The organism is Pelagibacterium luteolum (genome assembly GCF_900100665.1).
In the GTDB taxonomy this organism is placed as follows: Bacteria; Pseudomonadota; Alphaproteobacteria; order Rhizobiales; family Devosiaceae; genus Pelagibacterium; species Pelagibacterium luteolum.
This window is the reverse complement of sequence record NZ_FNCS01000027.1, coordinates 1-16,961: the sequence shown is the minus strand read 5'-3', so window position 1 is coordinate 16,961 and position 16,961 is coordinate 1. Positions and strand designations below refer to the sequence as shown.

Sequence of the window (16,961 nt, the reverse complement as noted above, 5' to 3'; positions counted from 1 at the left end):
GTGCTCGAACTCCTTGTCGATCTACAGACCACGATTCATCGCACGATGGGGGATTACGTTTCGACTTTCGCGCGAACGCGGGACTGGTCGGCTCTGCTGGCCGTGCTGCCCATCGGGATCCTGTTCGGTGCGGTCCATGCGATGACACCGGGACATAACAAGCTGATCCTGGCAACCTATGCCGCCGGAAATCGCCTTGCGCTCTTGCGTGCAGTGTTTGTCTCAATGGTGATGACCATCACCCATATCGGTTCCGCGGTCGTGCTGGCCCTCGTCGGTAGCACTCTAATCTCGCGCACCCTGGTCGGTGCCGGTCGCGCCCCTGCCATCGAGGCGGCAAGCCACATGCTGCTGATCGCTATCGGGGCTTGGATGATATGGTCTGCCATCCGCAACAATCGCCACGGCCACGGGAAACACCAAGGGCAAGGCATAGCCTTTGGGCTTGCCGCAGGGCTGATCCCTTGCCCACTCACCCTGTTCGTGATGGTCTTCTCCATCGCCAACGGTGTTCCCGAGGCCGGTCTCGTTTTCGCTGCCACGATGATTGTGGGCGTCGGTGGCATTCTTACACTGACGGGGATCGTCGCATCCTGGGCTGGGCGCAGAGCGGCCTCATGGCTCGAACATCACGACAGCACGGTTTATCGCGTAGGGATGGCCGCACAGCTTTTAACGGGCACGGTCGTTATCGGGCTGGCAATCGTTCAGTTGATCGGGTGAGGGCTGTCAAAACAGTCGGCAATCTGACAATTGACTTGCTGCCATTCTGCTTGCACTTTTGCTTTCATGGGGATCGCGATCTCCCCATGAGGCGACAGCCAAAGCTCGCGTTCCGTCAATGTTACACAAGGAACGCTGATGCCTGCACCCGATTCCATTTCGGCTGACAAACTCGCCAAGCTTGTCGGCACGCCCAAATGTCCCGTGATCCTTGATCTTCGCACCAGCGACGACTTTGCTTTGGCACCTCAACTTGTGCCCACAGCAAGGCATATCTCCCTAGATGCCTTCGAAGCCGCCCCACAATCGATGGGCAGCGGGACCGTTGTGACATTATGCGCTCAGGGCCACGCAATAAGCCAGGGCGCGGCGGCGCTGCTGCGCACGCAAGGCTTGGCTGCCGAATACCTTGAAGGTGGGTTTAAGGCATGGAGCGAGGCCAAGCTGCCAACCTTCGATCCCGCCAAACTGCCCCCTTCGAACACAAGAACGAACACCATTCGGGTGACCCGATCCCGACCCAAGATTGACCGGATTGCCTGTCCCTGGCTGATCCGGCGCTTCATTGATCAAGACGCGCAATTTCTCTATGTGGCACCATCCGAGGTCGAGCGCGTTGGCGAGCTGTTTGGAGCAACCCCGTTCGATATTGAGAATGTCTTCTGGAGCCATCGAGGCGAACTCTGCACCTTCGACGTCATGCTCGCAGAATTCGCGCTCAACCTTCCTGCGCTCGATCGTTTGGCCCGCATCGTGCGCGGTGCAGATACTCACAGGCTCGATCTCGGACCCGAGGCCGCTGGACTGCTTGCCGCAGCCCTTGGACTGTCACGCCTGTATTCCGACGACCTGGCCCAGCTTGAAGCGGGCATGACGCTGTTTGATGCCTTTTTCAGATGGGCGCGCGATGCCACAGGAGAAACTCACAACTGGCCCACCAACAAGGTGGAAACTTCCAATGGATGACCAGCTTGCACGCCAGGCGTCCAGGCCCGACACTTTCCCCACTTTGGGCGAAGCTTTCGCCGTCTGGGCGCGGATCGGATTGTTGAGCTTTGGTGGCCCTGCTGGCCAGATCGCCCTGATGCACAGGATCCTCGTTGAGGAAAAGAAATGGTTGGGCGAACAGCGTTTCCTGCATGCGCTCAATTTCTGCATGTTGCTGCCTGGTCCCGAGGCGCAACAGCTTGCCGTCTATATCGGGTGGCTGATGTACAAGACGCTCGGCGGCTTCATAGCTGGCCTGATGTTTGTCCTGCCCGGCATCGTCGCCATCATGGCGCTGAGCTGGGTCTATGCCCTCTATGGCAATGTCGGCTTTGTCGAAGCCCTATTTTACGGGCTCAAGGCCGCAGTGTTGGCGATCGTCGTCCATGCCGTGGTGCGGATTGGCAGTCGCGCCCTCCGATCGAACGCCATGGTCGCTGTTGCGGCGCTGTCCTTTATCGCCATATTGCCTTCGCCATCCCCTTTCCCCTGATCATCGCTGCAGCCGGGCTCGCCGGATATATGGGACACCTGGCGGGAGTTTCGGGGTTCGCAGGTGGAGCGGGCCATGGCAGTGCCGGTAGCACCACTGTTGCCGACGCCGATACGGTGCTGGGAGAAACAACGCCCGAGCACGCACGGGTCGATGCGGCCTGGGCCATACGCATATCCGCGATCCTGATGCTGCTTTGGTTGGCCCCAACACTTGTTCTGGTTGCCGTTGTCGGGGACAACGTGTTCGCGGCCATTGCTCTGTTTTTCTCCCAGATGGCCGTGGTGACGTTTGGCGGGGCACATGCGGTGCTGGCTTACGTTGCCCAGGAAGCCGTCCAGAGCTACGGGTGGCTGGCACCAGGAGAAATGCTTGCCGGGCTTGGCATGGCCGAAACCACCCCCGGCCCCCTCATCATGGTGACCCAGTTTGTCGGTTTTATGGGTGCGTTTCGTGATCCCGGCGCCATGCACCCATTACTGGCTGGCACTCTTGGTGGTCTACTTACAACCTGGGTGACGTTTACCCCGTGCTTTCTGTGGATTTTCCTCGGCGCGCCGTTTGTAGAGCGTCTGCGTGAAAACCGGGCCCTAGCGGCGAGCCTGTCAACAATCACGGCTGCGGTCGTTGGGGTCGTGCTCAACCTCGCAGTCTGGTTCGGCCTGCACGTCATCTTCCGTGAGGTCGAAACCCTCTCTGGATTTGGCTTCACCATCGACGTTCCCGTCTGGTCGACCGGGACTTGCGCCCTCGTTCAGCCGGCAAAAGCTCTCCAATGAGCCGCCACTCTGCGTCCGACAAATCCCCACGTGCCAAAACTGCCTCCTAGAAAGCAGTCTTGAATCACGGCAAAGCCGATTTGGGATCCACTTTATCAACAGGGCCTAGAAACGGCATACGGCCAGGGCGAGGGCAGACTAACATTTGACGAACTTGAGCAACTGCAACAGCTTGAACCATTTTATGCATTATTCGGCCACCGTCCCGAATCTTTAAACCGCCTGGATTATCTCCAATACGTTGCCCGACCGTTCAGGAACGCTCCTGCGTCATCGTCGTCGTTGGCGTTTACTGAATGGTCACCCTATCACGTTGCGCGCCCGTCTATTCGCTCGGGTATCGCAAAAGCATATCCAGCTATACCCTCTCATAATGTTGAGCCTGATCATGAGGCGCAGCATGTCGTCGATGCAGAGCAAGCGGCATTGGAAGAACGCTTTTTGGATGAAGTAGCACAAGAAGCTGCCGAGCAAGCTCAACGAGAATCTGAGCGAGCGGCGATTGATCTTGTGGCACTGGCCGAAGAACAGGCGCGACTACAAGAAGCCTCTATTCTTGAAACGCAGAGGCTTGAAATTCTGAATGACCGCGTTTCTGGCCCGTTCGGCCCAGAGGTGGCTGGACTGCAATTGGGAATGAGCCTTGAGGCGGCTGACAGAGTAATCCGCGAGCGGATGGAGGTCGGAGTTGTTGCCGAGCTCATGGTTGGCTCCCGCACTACAGCCCGCATTTTCTTGACCGGAAGGTATACGCTACCTCCGATGCCACCGATCGTATCGCCATCATTCCTCATGCGGCGATCCCCGGCCGGGTTATCGGCATATCCCAGCGCATTGCACTGCCGGCAAATGTTTCCACAGAGGCGATTGATCGAGAGTTAATGGCCACTTATGGCCTCCCCGATGATTCCCGGCAGGAATATGCTTCAAGCCATCTTTGGACGGACGCACCCGATCTGCTTTCAAACCAGATCAGGGTGTGCGGTAATTTTCGTGCCGACCACAATGCCGGATACGGGTATACGGAGGGCGACATGAGCTACGAGATTTCTGGAGGGGGCGGGGCGACCGATATCGGCGAGGGTGCTGTACGCATGCTGTCGGGGCTCGAAGGCGCGCCAAAAGCAGATTATGAGATCCTCGCTGAATGCCCCACGACGCTGTGGTCTGGCGTGGAGGAAATTCTCCAAGGGCCAGGCCTAGTTATTGCTGTGTTCGATGGGGCATGGATCGTCTCGCATTACCGCACCTATCAGGTTCAAGCGAACGCTACCGCCGATCAACAGATCGAGGCCCTTCTCGGGCGGCAACAGGTAATGTCCGCACCAACCTCTTTCTAACCGCCGTAGGTCGACCTCTTGTTACTCCCATCTCACGGGCGGCTAAGCAGGGGGACAGTCGGAATATGTGCGGGTCCCCTTCTCCGACGTCGGCCCGATCGTGGTTCCCAACGAGATCGAAGACGAAAAGGTCCTGTTCCTTTCCGACATCCTGCCCACCGGCTGGATGGCCGCTGAAAACTGTGAGATCGAGCCGGGCGACACAATTGCGGTTTGGGGATGCGGACCGGTCGGACTGTTCGCAATTCAGAGTGCGCTTCTCATGGGCGCAGAACAGGTCATCGCCATCGACCATCACCCTCATCGTCTGGACCTTGCCCGCTCGCTGGGCGCTAAAACAATTGATTACAGCCAGACCCATGTTGGCGAAGCTCTGATGGAGATGAGCGGCGGCATTGGACCGGATGCGGTCATCGACGCCGTGGGCATGGAAGCTCACGGATTTGCCCCCGATAACGTGGTTGATGTGATCAAGCAGAAGGTCGGTGTAGCGGCTGACCGCGGCCACGCATTGCGCCAGGCGCTTGTCGCCTGTCGTAAAGGGGGACGCGTCTCGATCCCCGGCGTTTATGGCGGCTTTCTCGACAAGTTTCCGTTGGGCGCGATGATGCAAAAGGGCCTTCAGTTGCGTACGGGACAGACCCACGTGCAAAAATATACTAAGCCGCTACTGGAGAAGATCCTGTCGGGGGAGATCGACACCACCTTCATGATCAGCCACCGCCTTCCCTTGGAAGCGGGCCCAGAAGGCTACAAGAACTTCCACAGCAATCAGAACGAATGGACCAAGGTCGTGCTCAAGCCGCAATAGCCGAGCAAAGCGAACCTAGGTTAGCCGAGCATCGCAGCCAGGAACGAGGGTCTGCGCCCACTCGTTTGCTGTGAAGGATCGCCAAGCGCGCGAACCATACGCCCGTTCACCTACTAGGAGCCCATCATGGCCAAGGAAAAGACACTTGAGGACCTGTTCTACGACACATTGCGCGACATCTACTTTGCTGAACGCAAGATATTAAAGACTCTTCCGAAAATGAAGCGAGCCGCCGCCTCCGAAGACTTGAAAGCTGCCTTCGAAAAGCATCGAGAAGAAACCGAGGTTCAGATCGAACGCCTACAGCAGGTCTTCGAGATTTTGGGCAAGCGCGCCACCGGCAAGACCTGCGACGCCATAGAAGGCATCGTGGCGGAAGGCGAAGAGATCATCGAAGAGTTCAAGGACAGCCCTGCCCTCGATGCCGGTCTGATCTCGTCCGCCCAGGCGGTCGAGCACTACGAAATCACCCGTTACGGTACCCTCAAGCGCTGGGCGGCCGAACTCGGTCTCAACGACGCGGCGGATCTGTTGGATGAGACACTGAAGGAAGAATCCAAGACTGATTCTGACCTTACAGCTCTGGCGGACGCATCGGCGAACTCCAAGGCAAAGGCAGCTTAATTTATTCCGGCCCCGCAGCAAGCACAGTCTGCGGGGCTAGCTTCCAGGCGGAGTGAGCCGATGAGCAAAACTGACAAACAACCCGGTCCCAGCCCCGCGCGCTTTGACCCGCATCCCGCACGCGAAGAAACATCTGCGCAAACCAGTCCCGCAACCAGGGAATCGAGCAGCCCACGCATGGACCGTGAGTTGAGTGATGATCGCAAACTCAACGGATATAGCCATGACGGAAAGAAACGCACGGAAGATGCCGGCGCCCCGAGCAGAATTACCCGGCCTGGGGATGTTGATGAATCTGGACCAAAAACCCAGCGGAGCGGCGACACCGGCGAAACCTCGCCCGAGGCCCACTCGGCTACCACGCTAGACCGAGGCCGCCCGAACAACTGAGGATATCATCATGCCGGGAGAATTGAGCGCGACAGACCTAGAGGGCCGGCTGACCGCACACCGGCAGATATTGACTTGGCTGCTGGGCCGGATCGTCGTGTCACCCGACGATCTTAAAGACCTCAAGGCCGAATTGGACGTCAAGCTACCACCGCCCGATCACCAAGAAGATCCAGGCGCCATACCCACAATTGGACACGCTGTCCAGACGGCGGCAGGGCTGGAGGCGCGAGTATTGATTGAGCATCTACAAGCAACCCTAGAGCGCAGGCAAGCAAGTAAATGATTAGGCAGAAAAATAATCCCCGTGGCGTCGCTCCCAGGCGCTTAGCTATGGCCGCTCTGGCAATTACGTTTATATTCGGGGTGCTCTTTGTATGCTTTCTCGTGTTCTATGCTCTTCAGCAGCCCGAGCGCATTGCAAACCCCGCAGACGTTTTCGATGAGGACGTCCCTCAGGAGGGCGTGGCCGTGCCCGATGGTGGACCATTGACCAACGAGCCTACGCAAGCCGCACCCGATTCCCCCGCTCGCACTGAAGGCCAAACTGAAGAAACGGGCCAATAATGGATCGGCCACCGCCGGAACCGCATAGGGATGAGCAATAGCAGCGCCCGATGACCTAGTGAGGGTGAATGTCCCCCCTAAACAGCTGACGACTGACACTGATCGCGCTGACCTACCAGGAACCCAAGTTGTTAGGCTCCCGGTTGGCGGCCTCACTTGGATCAAGATCGAACCAATCGCCCAGTACTAAAGCGTGAAGAAGCTAAGCTCATTTGCTGCAATAAACCGGAAACATCTCAAATCGATACAGACGCCCCTTTGTCCGGTAAGCTGCGTTGTAAGCGTCTACGGAGACATGAGGGCTGCGCGCATCCGTCGTCAACCCTCATTTTTCGACCGCTCCTCAGACCCCTCCTGCAAGAAGTGTTTCGGCGACTTCTGATGTGGCAACCGGTTTTTGGAACATTGGAACTTCACTATAGGCATCTGGGATTTCTGATGCTTCATATCCTGTGACGAAAACGAAAGGGATACCACTGTCCATGAGCAAATCCGCGACAGGAAAGGCTCGTTCGGAGTGTGCCCAGCCGAAGCCGCTTTGGGCACGCCACCCTCACGTTCTTTACCGTTGTTCTTGATCGCAAGCACTTTTTCACTCGGTGACGCTCATGGCGTTGCTCACTCTGAATATGAAGCTTGTGCCGATGAGCAATTCGGCACGTACCTAACAGCGGCCGGAGTCACAATGTCTCTGCCCGCAAACATGCGTTAGCTTCCGAAGCAAGACGCGGAACAGCCATTTGCCTTGCCAGTTTTGCGTTAAGTTGGCGAACTGCAGGAGGGCGAGGTGCCGCAACCCAGTAACGTTATCGATTTTGCCCAATACCGGTCATATTCGGCACCTCCCAAACCGCCAAATAGCCCGCCGTGGTGGCTTCCTATTTCGTTAGCGGCGGGCGTCACGGGCATGATAGCGCTGTTGTGCGGTCTGCCTGTTGTCCTGCTTCCATAGGCCTGCGGGGCGGGGACCTAGTTTTATGGATGCATCAGCAGCGCCTGTGGGACATGAAGGCCGAGGCCGAATAGTTTATGCAAGGGCAAAAACGGCCCGTTCGCAGCACGGACCCAATGAGAGCGGCTTCTAACGCAGTAGTGGCTGTGCGTGGGGCGTTGATCCTGACGCTCCTGCCCATTCGTCTCTTGGTTACTTTCCGGCTGAGCTTCTAGCTTTTCCTGAGTAAATGGAGTGAAGGAACTGGGGTGTTTGTTCGAATACACCTCAGCCGCAGACGATGGCACCAGATGTCGAACCCAAAACCGGTTTTAGCAGCGGTTGACAATGAAGCCGTGCGACTTTCGAGGAGCAGCTAAACGACCACCTTCGTTGGAAACGTGCAACACTTAAACTTGAACCCGGATGGAGAGAGATTGGCGGCGGAACGGCGTAAACATTGGGTCGTTTGACCTTCGCCGGCTACGACCGGTGGACCAGCGAGCCAGTTCTTCTATCGCCCCCCGCGAGGTATTGGCTCGCTGGTCGTGTCAATTGCCGACAGCGAGCACCGCTTGACCAGATGCCTCGTGTCCCGCAGTTAAGCTCCGCCCAATCATATCTGGATCTTTTGCGAGCGGTGCTTTCGCGCATGACACGGCTCTCGTCTCCCCGCCATGAGAACAAACTCTCGGCAGCTAACTCAAGTGAACGAGGAAACCGATATGCCAGCGGGCCGTTTTGCTATCGTGGCAGCGCGATTAGCCACATACCGGAGTGCCCAGCCGGTCCTTGCTTGGCTCTGGCCGATTGGGGACGTAGCGATCTTTCACTCTCCGTTGGCCGCCCACCGCACTCACCCGGTGGGCGGCTTTAATTTGGCGCGCCTCCACGATGTGGCCCAGAAGTGAAGAGTATACCTGAAGGTTTTTGGTCGTAAGGCCCTTCAAATCGGGATGCGGCGTCAGCACTACCGATATCTCTCTGAAAGGCAGCTGATTTCGTTGGGTTTGAGTGCGCTCTCGCAAACGCCCGCCGGATTTCCCCTGTTAGGTTCAATAGGCGACTAAATAAGCGACAATCGCCCAGGATGCGCCCTTTACAGTCTCGGCGACTTGGAAATTTGCCGTGCTTCAACCTCGTTGGCAAAGGCATGCTAGCCTGCACTCAAGATAGGTTTATCCAAAGGAACGACCCACCGCCGCTGCCGTTGATCAGCTAGTTCAATCCCTATAAGCAAACCAGGATGGCAAAGGAAGATCGTCAAAAGAACGTCCCGATAACAACGATACGGGGCCACCTTGGTGGTACGAGGTTTGGGCAGACGCCCGGGACGAAAACGCCAATCCTGCAAGGCCGCCTAAGAAAAACGGCGCGGACCGAGATCGGAGTGACAAACGATGACCGGCCAAAAAATTGAGCCAACACTTCGTAAGCACAAAGAACCGCCACGCGAGCACGAACTCGTGTGGCGCGATCTTGCATAGGTGCAGACAGCGGATCTGCCCCCTCTTGTGCGGTGAGCCCCGATGGCCGCCTTTTCTTGTGGAACCAGTTCACGTGGGGGACGCAACGCTCCAAAGCGCTGCCTTCACCGGGTGATTTTGATCCTGTAGTTAATCTTCCACAGCGTTCGAGTGCTTCGACCTTAGGTGTTTCTGCGCATATCTTGCGTTTATCGGGACACCGTTGCTCCTAGCACACTATCAGATGGCATTATAGCTAATGGCCTTTCTTAACTGGGAAGGTCGCGTCGCCTTTTTTACGGTCCGATAGCACACGAGGATTGGCGCTTGCCGTACCGTCGTTATGACCGCCGCTCTGTTTGGGTGCATACTGGCCCTTTGCATCGTCCTCAGGACCTTTTGGACCAGCTGACTTTTTGTCGACCATCACGGATCTCCTTTTAAACAAGTGTGATGTTGAACACCTACGCGCGCCCTATCGAGCGCGCTATGGACCGCCAGTTACAGCGCCAACTACAGCCATCACCAATTCATCTAAACCTATCGAACCGTGAGCGATGAGCCCGTCCTCATTTTCTTCGACCCGCAGGCTGTCGGGCTGAACTTCCGCTTGCCGCTCGAGCTCTGCAATTATTGCTTTCCGCACTTGTTCTTCAATCATTACAGCATCCTTGATCAAATGGCAGGAACCCATTTCCAGAAAACGCCTTCCATGCGATCTGGCAGGTACTTAAATTCGCACTCGAATCTGCGCCCATATTCCGTTGCTGCGTCGATTGCGGCTTGGCTGACTGGTTTCATCCCAGTACCGGGAGCAAACCAGTCTTCGAGTAGGTCTTCTGGGACATACGCCCCGATACGCAATGGGAGCTTTGTGAGTACATCATTCATGTCTGCAGGCACCATGGCTTCCTCCGATTTGTGAATTCCAACGGAGAGCGGTCTGCGGCGTTCCCTCATGTTGCATGAATTGGTGGCGCAGGACGTTGCTGCCTCGTGTGCTTTTACTCAAGGTTGATCAGCTAAAATTATCCCGTCAGGCTCTGCTCTGCCAAGGACACAACTGCAGCCATTCACAGAGCATCTCGATTACAGTGGCGCCGTTTCCCTAGAGCGCGGGTGCTTGCACTACCCATACGACAAGTGCCGCACCAATCTGGCCTGATCAGGGTCACCACCACTCTAGCAGATCCAGCTAATCCCTCCTGCGATGTATCGCGCTGCCTACCAGCCTAGTTGTGCGCATGAAATAGAGCAGCCCCCCGAGACTGCAACTATGACCATCCTAAGTCCGTAGCTGAGTCGTGCGCCAACCTCGGTTAATGCTGCCATGCTCCCTTTCGTTTACGATGGCCTATACTCCGTCGGGAAATGCAATGAACCACCAGTGGCCTCTGGAGCGTGAAATTCTCTGCCGGAGTGCCATGCCGAAAACAGGCTCGTAGTAGATTTTCTGCCCGCAAATATGGTGATCTACTGCTCGAACTGCGGTGAGCCAATCGTGGAGTGGTCAGACACAAGAGAGGTATACGCGGCGACGATCGTGGTCGGCAGCGTCCGCTCCAAAGGCTGACGATCACCTCCGGCGTCGTGGCTCAGCCCCGGCGCCTAGACGTCGAGAAGAGTATGGTAAAGCCGTTTTTGCGGTTTCAGTGCCTGTCATATGCTAGTCAATTTACAGCACGGTCGACATTCGGAACTGCCACACCCCGTGCGTCTTTCCCCTCCTCATACACCAGGAGGATATAATGAAATTCACCAGCCTCGCGGTAGGGATTGCTTTTGCTGCTCTACCACTCATTCCGACAAGCTCTTTCGGACAGGGAGAATCGCCTCCCCCCATTGTTGATCCTCAGGTCTTTGCCGACTCTGCCGCGTCATCGAACACGTTCGAGATCCAGTCCAGTAAGATGGCGCTTGACGCATCCCAAAATTCCGACGTCGTTGCCTTCGCCGAACAGATGCTGGCAGATCATACTGATGCCGGCGAGCAAATGCTCGCGTCCGCCCAAGCCGATGGCATCACTCCGGCCACTGAAATTGAAGAACTGCACCAAGCGCAGCTCGACGAACTGGCAGCGCTGGAAGGCGAAGCGTTTGACGATGAGTACGTTGCAGCCCAAGTGGCAGCTCACAGAGCAGCGGTTTCCCTGTTTCAGAGCTTTGCGACTGATGGGCAAGACAGCAATCTCAAAACGTTCGCCGCCGAGACACTGCCAACTCTGGAACGGCATCTCGACCACATCGTGCAAATAGCAGAGCAATAGCCTGACCACTGTGCCGGCGAACCAACGAACGCGGCAAGCTGAATTTATCAGCTCCTCGTCCGCTCCAATTGTCGACACTCACGCCCGCCAATCGTTGAGGAGAATGATCATGCAAGGCAATAAAACTCACGAACAGTTTCTACGCACCTTGGAAAGGAAGCCTACCGTGCCAAGAGACGGCGAAGTTGAAAAGCACCCCGAGCGGAGCCGCGGGCGCGGGCCTCGCGACAGGCAGGCTCGACAAAGCGAATTTCCAGTCAGCCAACAGGGCATCAATGAGGAGGATCGGCAATACAACAACAAAAAGAGTGACTAACTGCGGCGATAGCATCTCACTAGGAGCGACACAATGATACCGACCAACCCTGCAGATAGGCAGCCCAAGGGCGATCACAACCGCCGGTTGTCACTGGGCCTGGAAGTCGATGATTTCGCTCGCGTAGCAGGTCTAACGCCCGAGCAAGTTTATGAATACGAAATGACCAGCATCGATCATCGGTTTGATGTCGAAGTGGCTCTGCGATATGGGGAAGCTCTGGAGAAACTCGAGGCAAATCCGCCCGCCAGCCAAAGCGTTCAAGGTTAGCCATTTTCTGTCGCGTCGCCAGTGGGGCGCGACTTCGCACGTGCAATTGGTCCGTCTGCGTGAAGCGGCCCAGCTGTTGGCCCTTCCCGAGTTGCGCTCATCTGGCGGCTCGGCCCGCTGGCTACGTCGTTCTCAGACGGTGAGAGAAATGCGCAGCGAGCTTAACAATAGATTTGGTTCGTGTGCGGCTGATTTTTGCACATGACAGCCAGCCCTAGCCCCTTGCTCGGTTAGCCCTTCTCACAAAACACATTGGACTGTACTTGCCGCCAGACCCCGCGGATTTGGAACGCGGGTGCCAAGGTTGTCGTTTGTCGTCCAAAGAGCGAATGAGTTAACCCATGCCGCGATCGAAGCTGTGAAACCGGCGAACCCCAAAGGCCAACTCCGCCGCCTAGCCAAATACCCCCCGCATCCCCCCATGATGTTCCCTTGCCTGAGGACAAACCGGACCACACGCCGATACGCGAGCGCGGGAAGAACATTCCGCCGCCTGATCAGCCAAATCCTGACGCCCCGAGCATGAACCACCCATGCGGTTCACCATGGACGGTGTACTTTGTTTAGGCCAAACTGGCCGGGGCAAAAGCGGAAGTCTCGGCGCCACCAAATGGCCGATGAATGCTGTTGGCCCGCATCTAATCCTGTGTCCACCTTCAAGACCGCTCCCGATAGTCTGGTGTGGTCGCGCAACAGAGGATGTCGCCTGCGTGACATTTCGGAATTCCCCAGTGGTCAGCGGCAATTGATGCGTATTATCTTGAGCACGCTGTTCCATGTAAAATTGGTTAGCCGTGCTTCCGGATGCCGTTGGCCATTTGCCTTCCGTGTGACCGTCCGGCCATGGTGAGCCGGACTCTCACATGGAGAGTTAGCATGGCTCAATCGGCCTTCTCGCCGCGTAGACTGCCCGCACACCGTGCCGGCGGTATATTAAGTCCCTATTTGAGCGCCGCGACAGTCGCCACGACGTCAAGTCATTTGTTTGGCGATCGCGCGAAAACCGTTTGCGCTTGGCTCGCAATAGCGGCCCACCACGCTGGCCAGGACAGCGACTATCGCCTCTGGCTCGCAGCGTTTAAGCGCCTTCAACCATCGAAAATTCTAAGTCGGATTTAGTCTGCAGCGCGAGCGACGCACAGGGCACGCGGTACATTGATGGTTCTTGGTTATGAATGCCTTTGGAATAATATTGGAATACGCGCCCGTTCCTCGTCAGCCTCGCGCCTGCACTTCAAAGCAGAGGGGAACTTCAATGAAACCAATTTACATCGCTGCATCGCTTTTGGCCTCCGCCGCGTTCGCAAGCCCAACAATGGCGCGGGACCTTATCGTCAACAGCTATGGCGGGCCTTACGAACAGATCATTCGCGATGCAATCATCACCCCGTTTGAACAAGAGTATGGCGTTAGAGTAATCTACGACGCCGTCGGGTCATCCTCACAGGACTACGCCAAAATCAAAGCGACCAATGGGCGCCCAGGATTTGACGTGGTTGTCATGACCGCTTCGCAGTCACTCCAGGGCTGCGAAGATGGTCTTCTGGAGCGTTTCAGCCCAGATACCGTGCCAAATCTTGCACACCTTAACCCCGAAATCAGCGCGGTTGCCGGCCCATGTGGCGCAGTGCACGAACTGCAGTATCTCTCTTTGCTCTATCGGACCGACATGGTGTCCGAGAGCCCGCAATCATGGCTCGACCTGTTTGAAGACGACCTCACTGGTCGCGTGATATTGCCGAGTTTTGGCAATGTGATGGCTGCCTATCTCACTCAACTCATGTCGGTGATCCATGGAGGAGATCTCGACAGCGATATCGACCCTGGTTTCGAAGCCATGACGCGGCTCGCCGCTCAATCTGTTGGGTTCGAACAAGCTTCGGCAATTTTAGAGAGCTACATTGTCGATGGACGGGTATGGGCCATGCCGTTTTGGGACGGTCGCGCCCAACTGCTCGTCGATAGCGGGGCCCCAGTGGACTATGTTTTGCCTGAGGAAGGCAGCGTTCCCCTGATCGCGACGCTCAATGTTCCGATCGGTGCCCAGAACAAAGAACTCGCGCTGGCCTTCGTTGATTTCTTTTTAGAAAAGACCAGCCAGGAAAGATGGGTGGAGGGGTACAAAGTCGGCAGCGCGCGCGCCGACATAGAAGTGTCTGACCAGGCTCAAGACAGAAAGATTACGAGCCAGGCGGACCTCGATGCACTCTATCTGCCCGACTTGCTTTCGCTCGCAAGCAATCTCTCCGCATGGGGAGAGCGCTGGGAGCGAGAAGTCGTGCCGGCGGCGAGGTAGGGCTAATGTCGGTCCTTGCATTGAAAGCAGACAAGAGGCGGCCCCATGGGCCGTCTCGCGTTCAACAATTCCTGCCGCTCTTTCCGCCCTCGCTGATCCTGTTGCTGTTTTTTGCCATTCCCATGGGAATGATGGTGGGGCTGAGCTTCCAACAGTCGGACGCAAGCGGTCTCACATTGGCAAGTTATGAGCGGTTCTTTAGCGACCAATTTACGCTCATGGGCATGGCCCGGACCGTCGTGATGTCGGGATTGGTGGCGATTTGTGTGACCATTATGGCCTATCCGGTCGCCTATTTTCTCGCGAGATCGAAATCGCGTTGGCGCGCATTGGTTTTCGCCCTCGCCATAGCGCCGGAATTGGCTGGTGTGGTTCTCAGGACGTATGGCTGGCTCATCATTTTAGAAAACCAAGGCTTTATCAATAACGCCTTGATCTGGCTTGGCGTTATCGCTGAGCCCCTGCCCCTGGCCAAAAATATGTTCGGTGTTGTCGTCGGTCTCACCCACGTCATTTTGCCATTTGGGATATTGTCGCTGCTCACAAGCCTTCAAGGCGTCGATCCCAATCTGGAGAAGTCTGCTCAAATCCTGGGCGCATCTCGCGCTTCAGTGATCCGGCACATCGTCGTACCGCTCACAGTGCCGGGGATTGTGAGCTCAATGCTGCTTGCCTTTACCATGTCCGCAAGCGCGTACGCGACGCCCGCCATCCTAGGCGGTGCGGGGTTCAAGGTCCTCGCGACGATGATCTACGAACAGGTGCTCTTTTACATCGACTGGTCGTTTGCCGCTGTGATGGCCAACGTCTTGCTGGTGATGATGCTCATCGTTGCATTGATCGGCACGCGTCTTGAAGCGCGTCTGCACCAAAAACTGCACACCTAGACCAAACAGGGCTCGAAATGAACCAAGTCGTCTCCGCACTATTCTGGGTCTCACTTGTGTTGGTGCTGACCTTTATCACCCTCCCGCTCGTGGTCGTTATGGCAGCGTCCCTAAGCCCCACGGCCGTCGTAACGCTCAGACCATGGGAATGGACCGTTCAATGGTACGGGGATTTGTGGACTGCACGATGGCTCGATCCATTCATGCTCAGTGCGCAGCTTGCTCTTATTGTTTCGATCGCAAGCGGTGTCCTGGGCCTGTTGGCTGCCTATGTCGTTGCATACGAAAAGTGCCCCGGCCACGCCGCCATCATGTCGTTCCTCCTATCACCTTTGGCGGTTCCACAAATCGTCAAAGGCGTGGCGATCGTTTTATTCCTGTCCTCGGCTGGCCTTTATAACTGGCTGGGCACGCCCGGGCTGATCGCAGCGCATATCATTTTGACCCTGCCCTTCGCCGTCAGAATGATCGCAACGGCGATGTTTAATTTCGACAAAAATCTCGATCGCGCAGGTCAAAGCCTCGGCGCCAGCAAGATGGACCGCATTCGCTATCTGTTGTTGCCCATCATCAAGCCAGGGGTGTTCTCGGGGATGACGTTTGCTTTCATCATCTCGTTTAACAACATTCCCCTCTCGGTGTTCCTGGTTCGGCCAGGTGAAACAACGCTCCCGATCACTGTCATCAACTACATCGAATACAGCCTCGATCCGGTGCTGGCGGCGGTCAATGTCGCCTCGCTGCTCTTTGTTCTGGGCGTCATCTTCATTTTTGAAAAAATTGGCGGGTTCTCCGCTCAAATCCATGGGGGAAGCAAATGATCAACTCAGATATCGAACTTATTGGGCTGAGCAAAAACTACGGCGCAAACAAGATCGTACGCGACATCGATCTCGACATTCCGCAAGGCGAATTTGTCTCCATTCTTGGGCCCTCTGGGTGCGGGAAGACGACGACGCTTAATATGATCGCAGGGTTTACCGCGCCAACGTCAGGGCAAATTCGCGTTCGCGGACATGACCAGGCCGGCGTCCCGCCCGAGCGACGGAAAATTGGCCTGGTGTTTCAAAATTATGCGCTTTTCCCCCATATGACTGTCGGGGAAAACGTAGCCTTCGGCCTTAAAATGCAACGCAAGGGGCGGGCCGAAATCGATAACCAGGTCGAAAAATCGCTTCGCAGCGTGCATCTCGACCATCTCAAAGACAGGTACCCAAAAGAGCTTTCGGGCGGCCAGCAGCAACGTACCGCACTGGCGCGCGCGATCGCCCCTAAACCATCGCTGTTGTTGCTGGACGAGCCACTCTCAAATCTTGATCTCAAACTGCGTGAGGCTATGCGCATCGAGCTCAAGGAGGTGCAGCAGGAATTGGGTATTACCTTTGTGTATGTGACCCATGACCAGGAAGAGGCAATGGCAATGTCCGACCGTGTCGTCGTCATGCATGAGGGGATCATCGCCCAAGTGGGCTCACCTAGAGCGGAATCCTATCAGTCTGCATCGTATCCAGCGGCTGCAAAGTAGTTGGCGCACTCTTTGGGCGTGAAGGTTTGGACCAGTTTGCCAATTCTGTTCCAGAGCGCATCAACGGTTCGCTCTGCTGCTTTGCGAAGCATCGCCTTGAGTTTGGAGAAGGCGTTTTCGATCGGATTAAAGTTGGGGCTATAGGGCGGCAGGAACCTGAGTGATGCGCCCGCTGCCTCAATCAGTTCACGGGTCCGGGTTCCTTTGTGGCTGGAGAGGTTGTCCATGATCACGATGTCGCCGGGCCGCAACTCGGGCACCAGAACCTGCTCGACATAGGCTTCGAATG

At 56.4% G+C, this 16,961-nt stretch carries 19 protein-coding genes and 2 pseudogenes; 16 read left to right on the top strand and 5 right to left on the bottom strand.

Annotated elements, in window-relative coordinates:
- The 9 genes and pseudogenes from BLR31_RS20120 (at position 1) to BLR31_RS20080 (ending at position 6,714) form a co-directional block, all read left to right on the top strand.
- Entirely contained in the window at positions 1–723 is a 723-nt protein-coding gene (locus BLR31_RS20120) for a HoxN/HupN/NixA family nickel/cobalt transporter (RefSeq protein ID WP_090599965.1), read from the top strand.
- A 138-nt stretch (positions 724–861) separates the two neighbouring features.
- Positions 862–1,689 carry a chromate resistance protein ChrB domain-containing protein gene (locus BLR31_RS20115; protein WP_090599962.1) on the top strand — a complete coding sequence of 276 codons (828 nt, stop codon included), beginning with the start codon at positions 862–864 and terminating at the stop codon, positions 1,687–1,689.
- Positions 1,682–2,940: pseudogene (gene chrA, locus BLR31_RS20110) on the top strand (chromate efflux transporter); the annotation flags it as partial. The gene BLR31_RS20115 and the pseudogene chrA, both read left to right, overlap by 8 nt.
- Before the next feature lie 468 nt (positions 2,941–3,408).
- The gene (locus tag BLR31_RS20105) at positions 3,409–3,864 is read left to right on the top strand and encodes a hypothetical protein (RefSeq protein WP_143009473.1); all 456 of its coding nucleotides are present in this window, start codon (positions 3,409–3,411) and stop codon (positions 3,862–3,864) included.
- Positions 3,864–4,322, top strand: coding sequence for a hypothetical protein (locus tag BLR31_RS20100; protein ID WP_090599955.1), 459 nt, complete (start codon positions 3,864–3,866; stop codon positions 4,320–4,322). The genes BLR31_RS20105 and BLR31_RS20100 overlap by 1 nt, the downstream gene beginning before the upstream one ends.
- A gap of 67 nt (positions 4,323–4,389) precedes the next feature.
- Positions 4,390–5,133 carry a zinc-binding dehydrogenase gene (locus tag BLR31_RS20095; protein ID WP_090599953.1) on the top strand — a complete coding sequence of 248 codons (744 nt, stop codon included), beginning with the start codon at positions 4,390–4,392 and terminating at the stop codon, positions 5,131–5,133.
- A gap of 126 nt (positions 5,134–5,259) precedes the next feature.
- Positions 5,260–5,757, top strand: coding sequence for a YciE/YciF ferroxidase family protein (locus tag BLR31_RS20090; RefSeq protein WP_090599950.1), 498 nt, complete (start codon positions 5,260–5,262; stop codon positions 5,755–5,757).
- A 400-nt stretch (positions 5,758–6,157) separates the two neighbouring features.
- Positions 6,158–6,433 (top strand): hypothetical protein, encoded by a 276-nt coding sequence (locus BLR31_RS20085; RefSeq protein ID WP_090599946.1) that lies wholly within the window; start codon positions 6,158–6,160, stop codon positions 6,431–6,433.
- Between the two features lie 47 nt (positions 6,434–6,480).
- Positions 6,481–6,714 (top strand): hypothetical protein, encoded by a 234-nt coding sequence (locus BLR31_RS20080; protein WP_143009472.1) that lies wholly within the window; start codon positions 6,481–6,483, stop codon positions 6,712–6,714.
- 343 nt (positions 6,715–7,057) lie between these two features.
- Here the strand turns inward: BLR31_RS20080 and BLR31_RS21865 are convergent, their stop codons facing one another.
- The 4 genes from BLR31_RS21865 to BLR31_RS20065 form a co-directional block, all read right to left on the bottom strand.
- Positions 7,058–7,198 (bottom strand): response regulator, encoded by a 141-nt coding sequence (locus tag BLR31_RS21865; protein ID WP_176762787.1) that lies wholly within the window; start codon positions 7,196–7,198, stop codon positions 7,058–7,060.
- A gap of 2,169 nt (positions 7,199–9,367) precedes the next feature.
- Positions 9,368–9,538, bottom strand: a complete 171-nt coding sequence (locus BLR31_RS21860; protein WP_176762786.1) for a hypothetical protein — start codon at positions 9,536–9,538, stop codon at positions 9,368–9,370.
- A 60-nt stretch (positions 9,539–9,598) separates the two neighbouring features.
- Positions 9,599–9,772, bottom strand: a complete 174-nt coding sequence (locus tag BLR31_RS20070; RefSeq protein WP_244505169.1) for a hypothetical protein — start codon at positions 9,770–9,772, stop codon at positions 9,599–9,601.
- A 14-nt stretch (positions 9,773–9,786) separates the two neighbouring features.
- On the bottom strand, positions 9,787–10,017 hold the full coding sequence (locus BLR31_RS20065; RefSeq protein WP_090599932.1) for a hypothetical protein: 231 nt from the start codon (positions 10,015–10,017) through the stop codon (positions 9,787–9,789).
- 842 nt (positions 10,018–10,859) lie between these two features.
- On the opposite strand from BLR31_RS20065, the gene BLR31_RS20060 reads away from it, so the two are divergent.
- The 7 genes and pseudogenes from BLR31_RS20060 to BLR31_RS20030 form a co-directional block, all read left to right on the top strand.
- Positions 10,860–11,378, top strand: a complete 519-nt coding sequence (locus BLR31_RS20060; protein ID WP_090599930.1) for a DUF4142 domain-containing protein — start codon at positions 10,860–10,862, stop codon at positions 11,376–11,378.
- A gap of 109 nt (positions 11,379–11,487) precedes the next feature.
- The gene (locus BLR31_RS20055) at positions 11,488–11,694 is read left to right on the top strand and encodes a hypothetical protein (RefSeq protein WP_143009471.1); all 207 of its coding nucleotides are present in this window, start codon (positions 11,488–11,490) and stop codon (positions 11,692–11,694) included.
- A gap of 33 nt (positions 11,695–11,727) precedes the next feature.
- Positions 11,728–11,964, top strand: coding sequence for a hypothetical protein (locus tag BLR31_RS20050; RefSeq protein WP_090599923.1), 237 nt, complete (start codon positions 11,728–11,730; stop codon positions 11,962–11,964).
- Between the two features lie 1,255 nt (positions 11,965–13,219).
- Positions 13,220–14,260: an ABC transporter substrate-binding protein gene (locus BLR31_RS20045; protein WP_090599919.1), complete on the top strand. Its 1,041-nt coding sequence runs from the start codon at positions 13,220–13,222 to the stop codon at positions 14,258–14,260.
- A 5-nt stretch (positions 14,261–14,265) separates the two neighbouring features.
- Positions 14,266–15,147, top strand: a complete 882-nt coding sequence (locus BLR31_RS20040; RefSeq protein WP_090599916.1) for an ABC transporter permease — start codon at positions 14,266–14,268, stop codon at positions 15,145–15,147.
- A 17-nt stretch (positions 15,148–15,164) separates the two neighbouring features.
- Positions 15,165–15,968, top strand: coding sequence for an ABC transporter permease (locus BLR31_RS20035; protein WP_090599912.1), 804 nt, complete (start codon positions 15,165–15,167; stop codon positions 15,966–15,968).
- Positions 15,965–16,624, top strand: a pseudogene (locus tag BLR31_RS20030) (ABC transporter ATP-binding protein); the annotation flags it as partial. The gene BLR31_RS20035 and the pseudogene BLR31_RS20030, both read left to right, overlap by 4 nt.
- A gap of 14 nt (positions 16,625–16,638) precedes the next feature.
- Here the strand turns inward: BLR31_RS20030 and BLR31_RS20025 are convergent.
- Positions 16,639–16,961: transposase (locus BLR31_RS20025; protein ID WP_143009470.1), on the bottom strand; the 323-nt coding region annotated here is incomplete at its 5' end.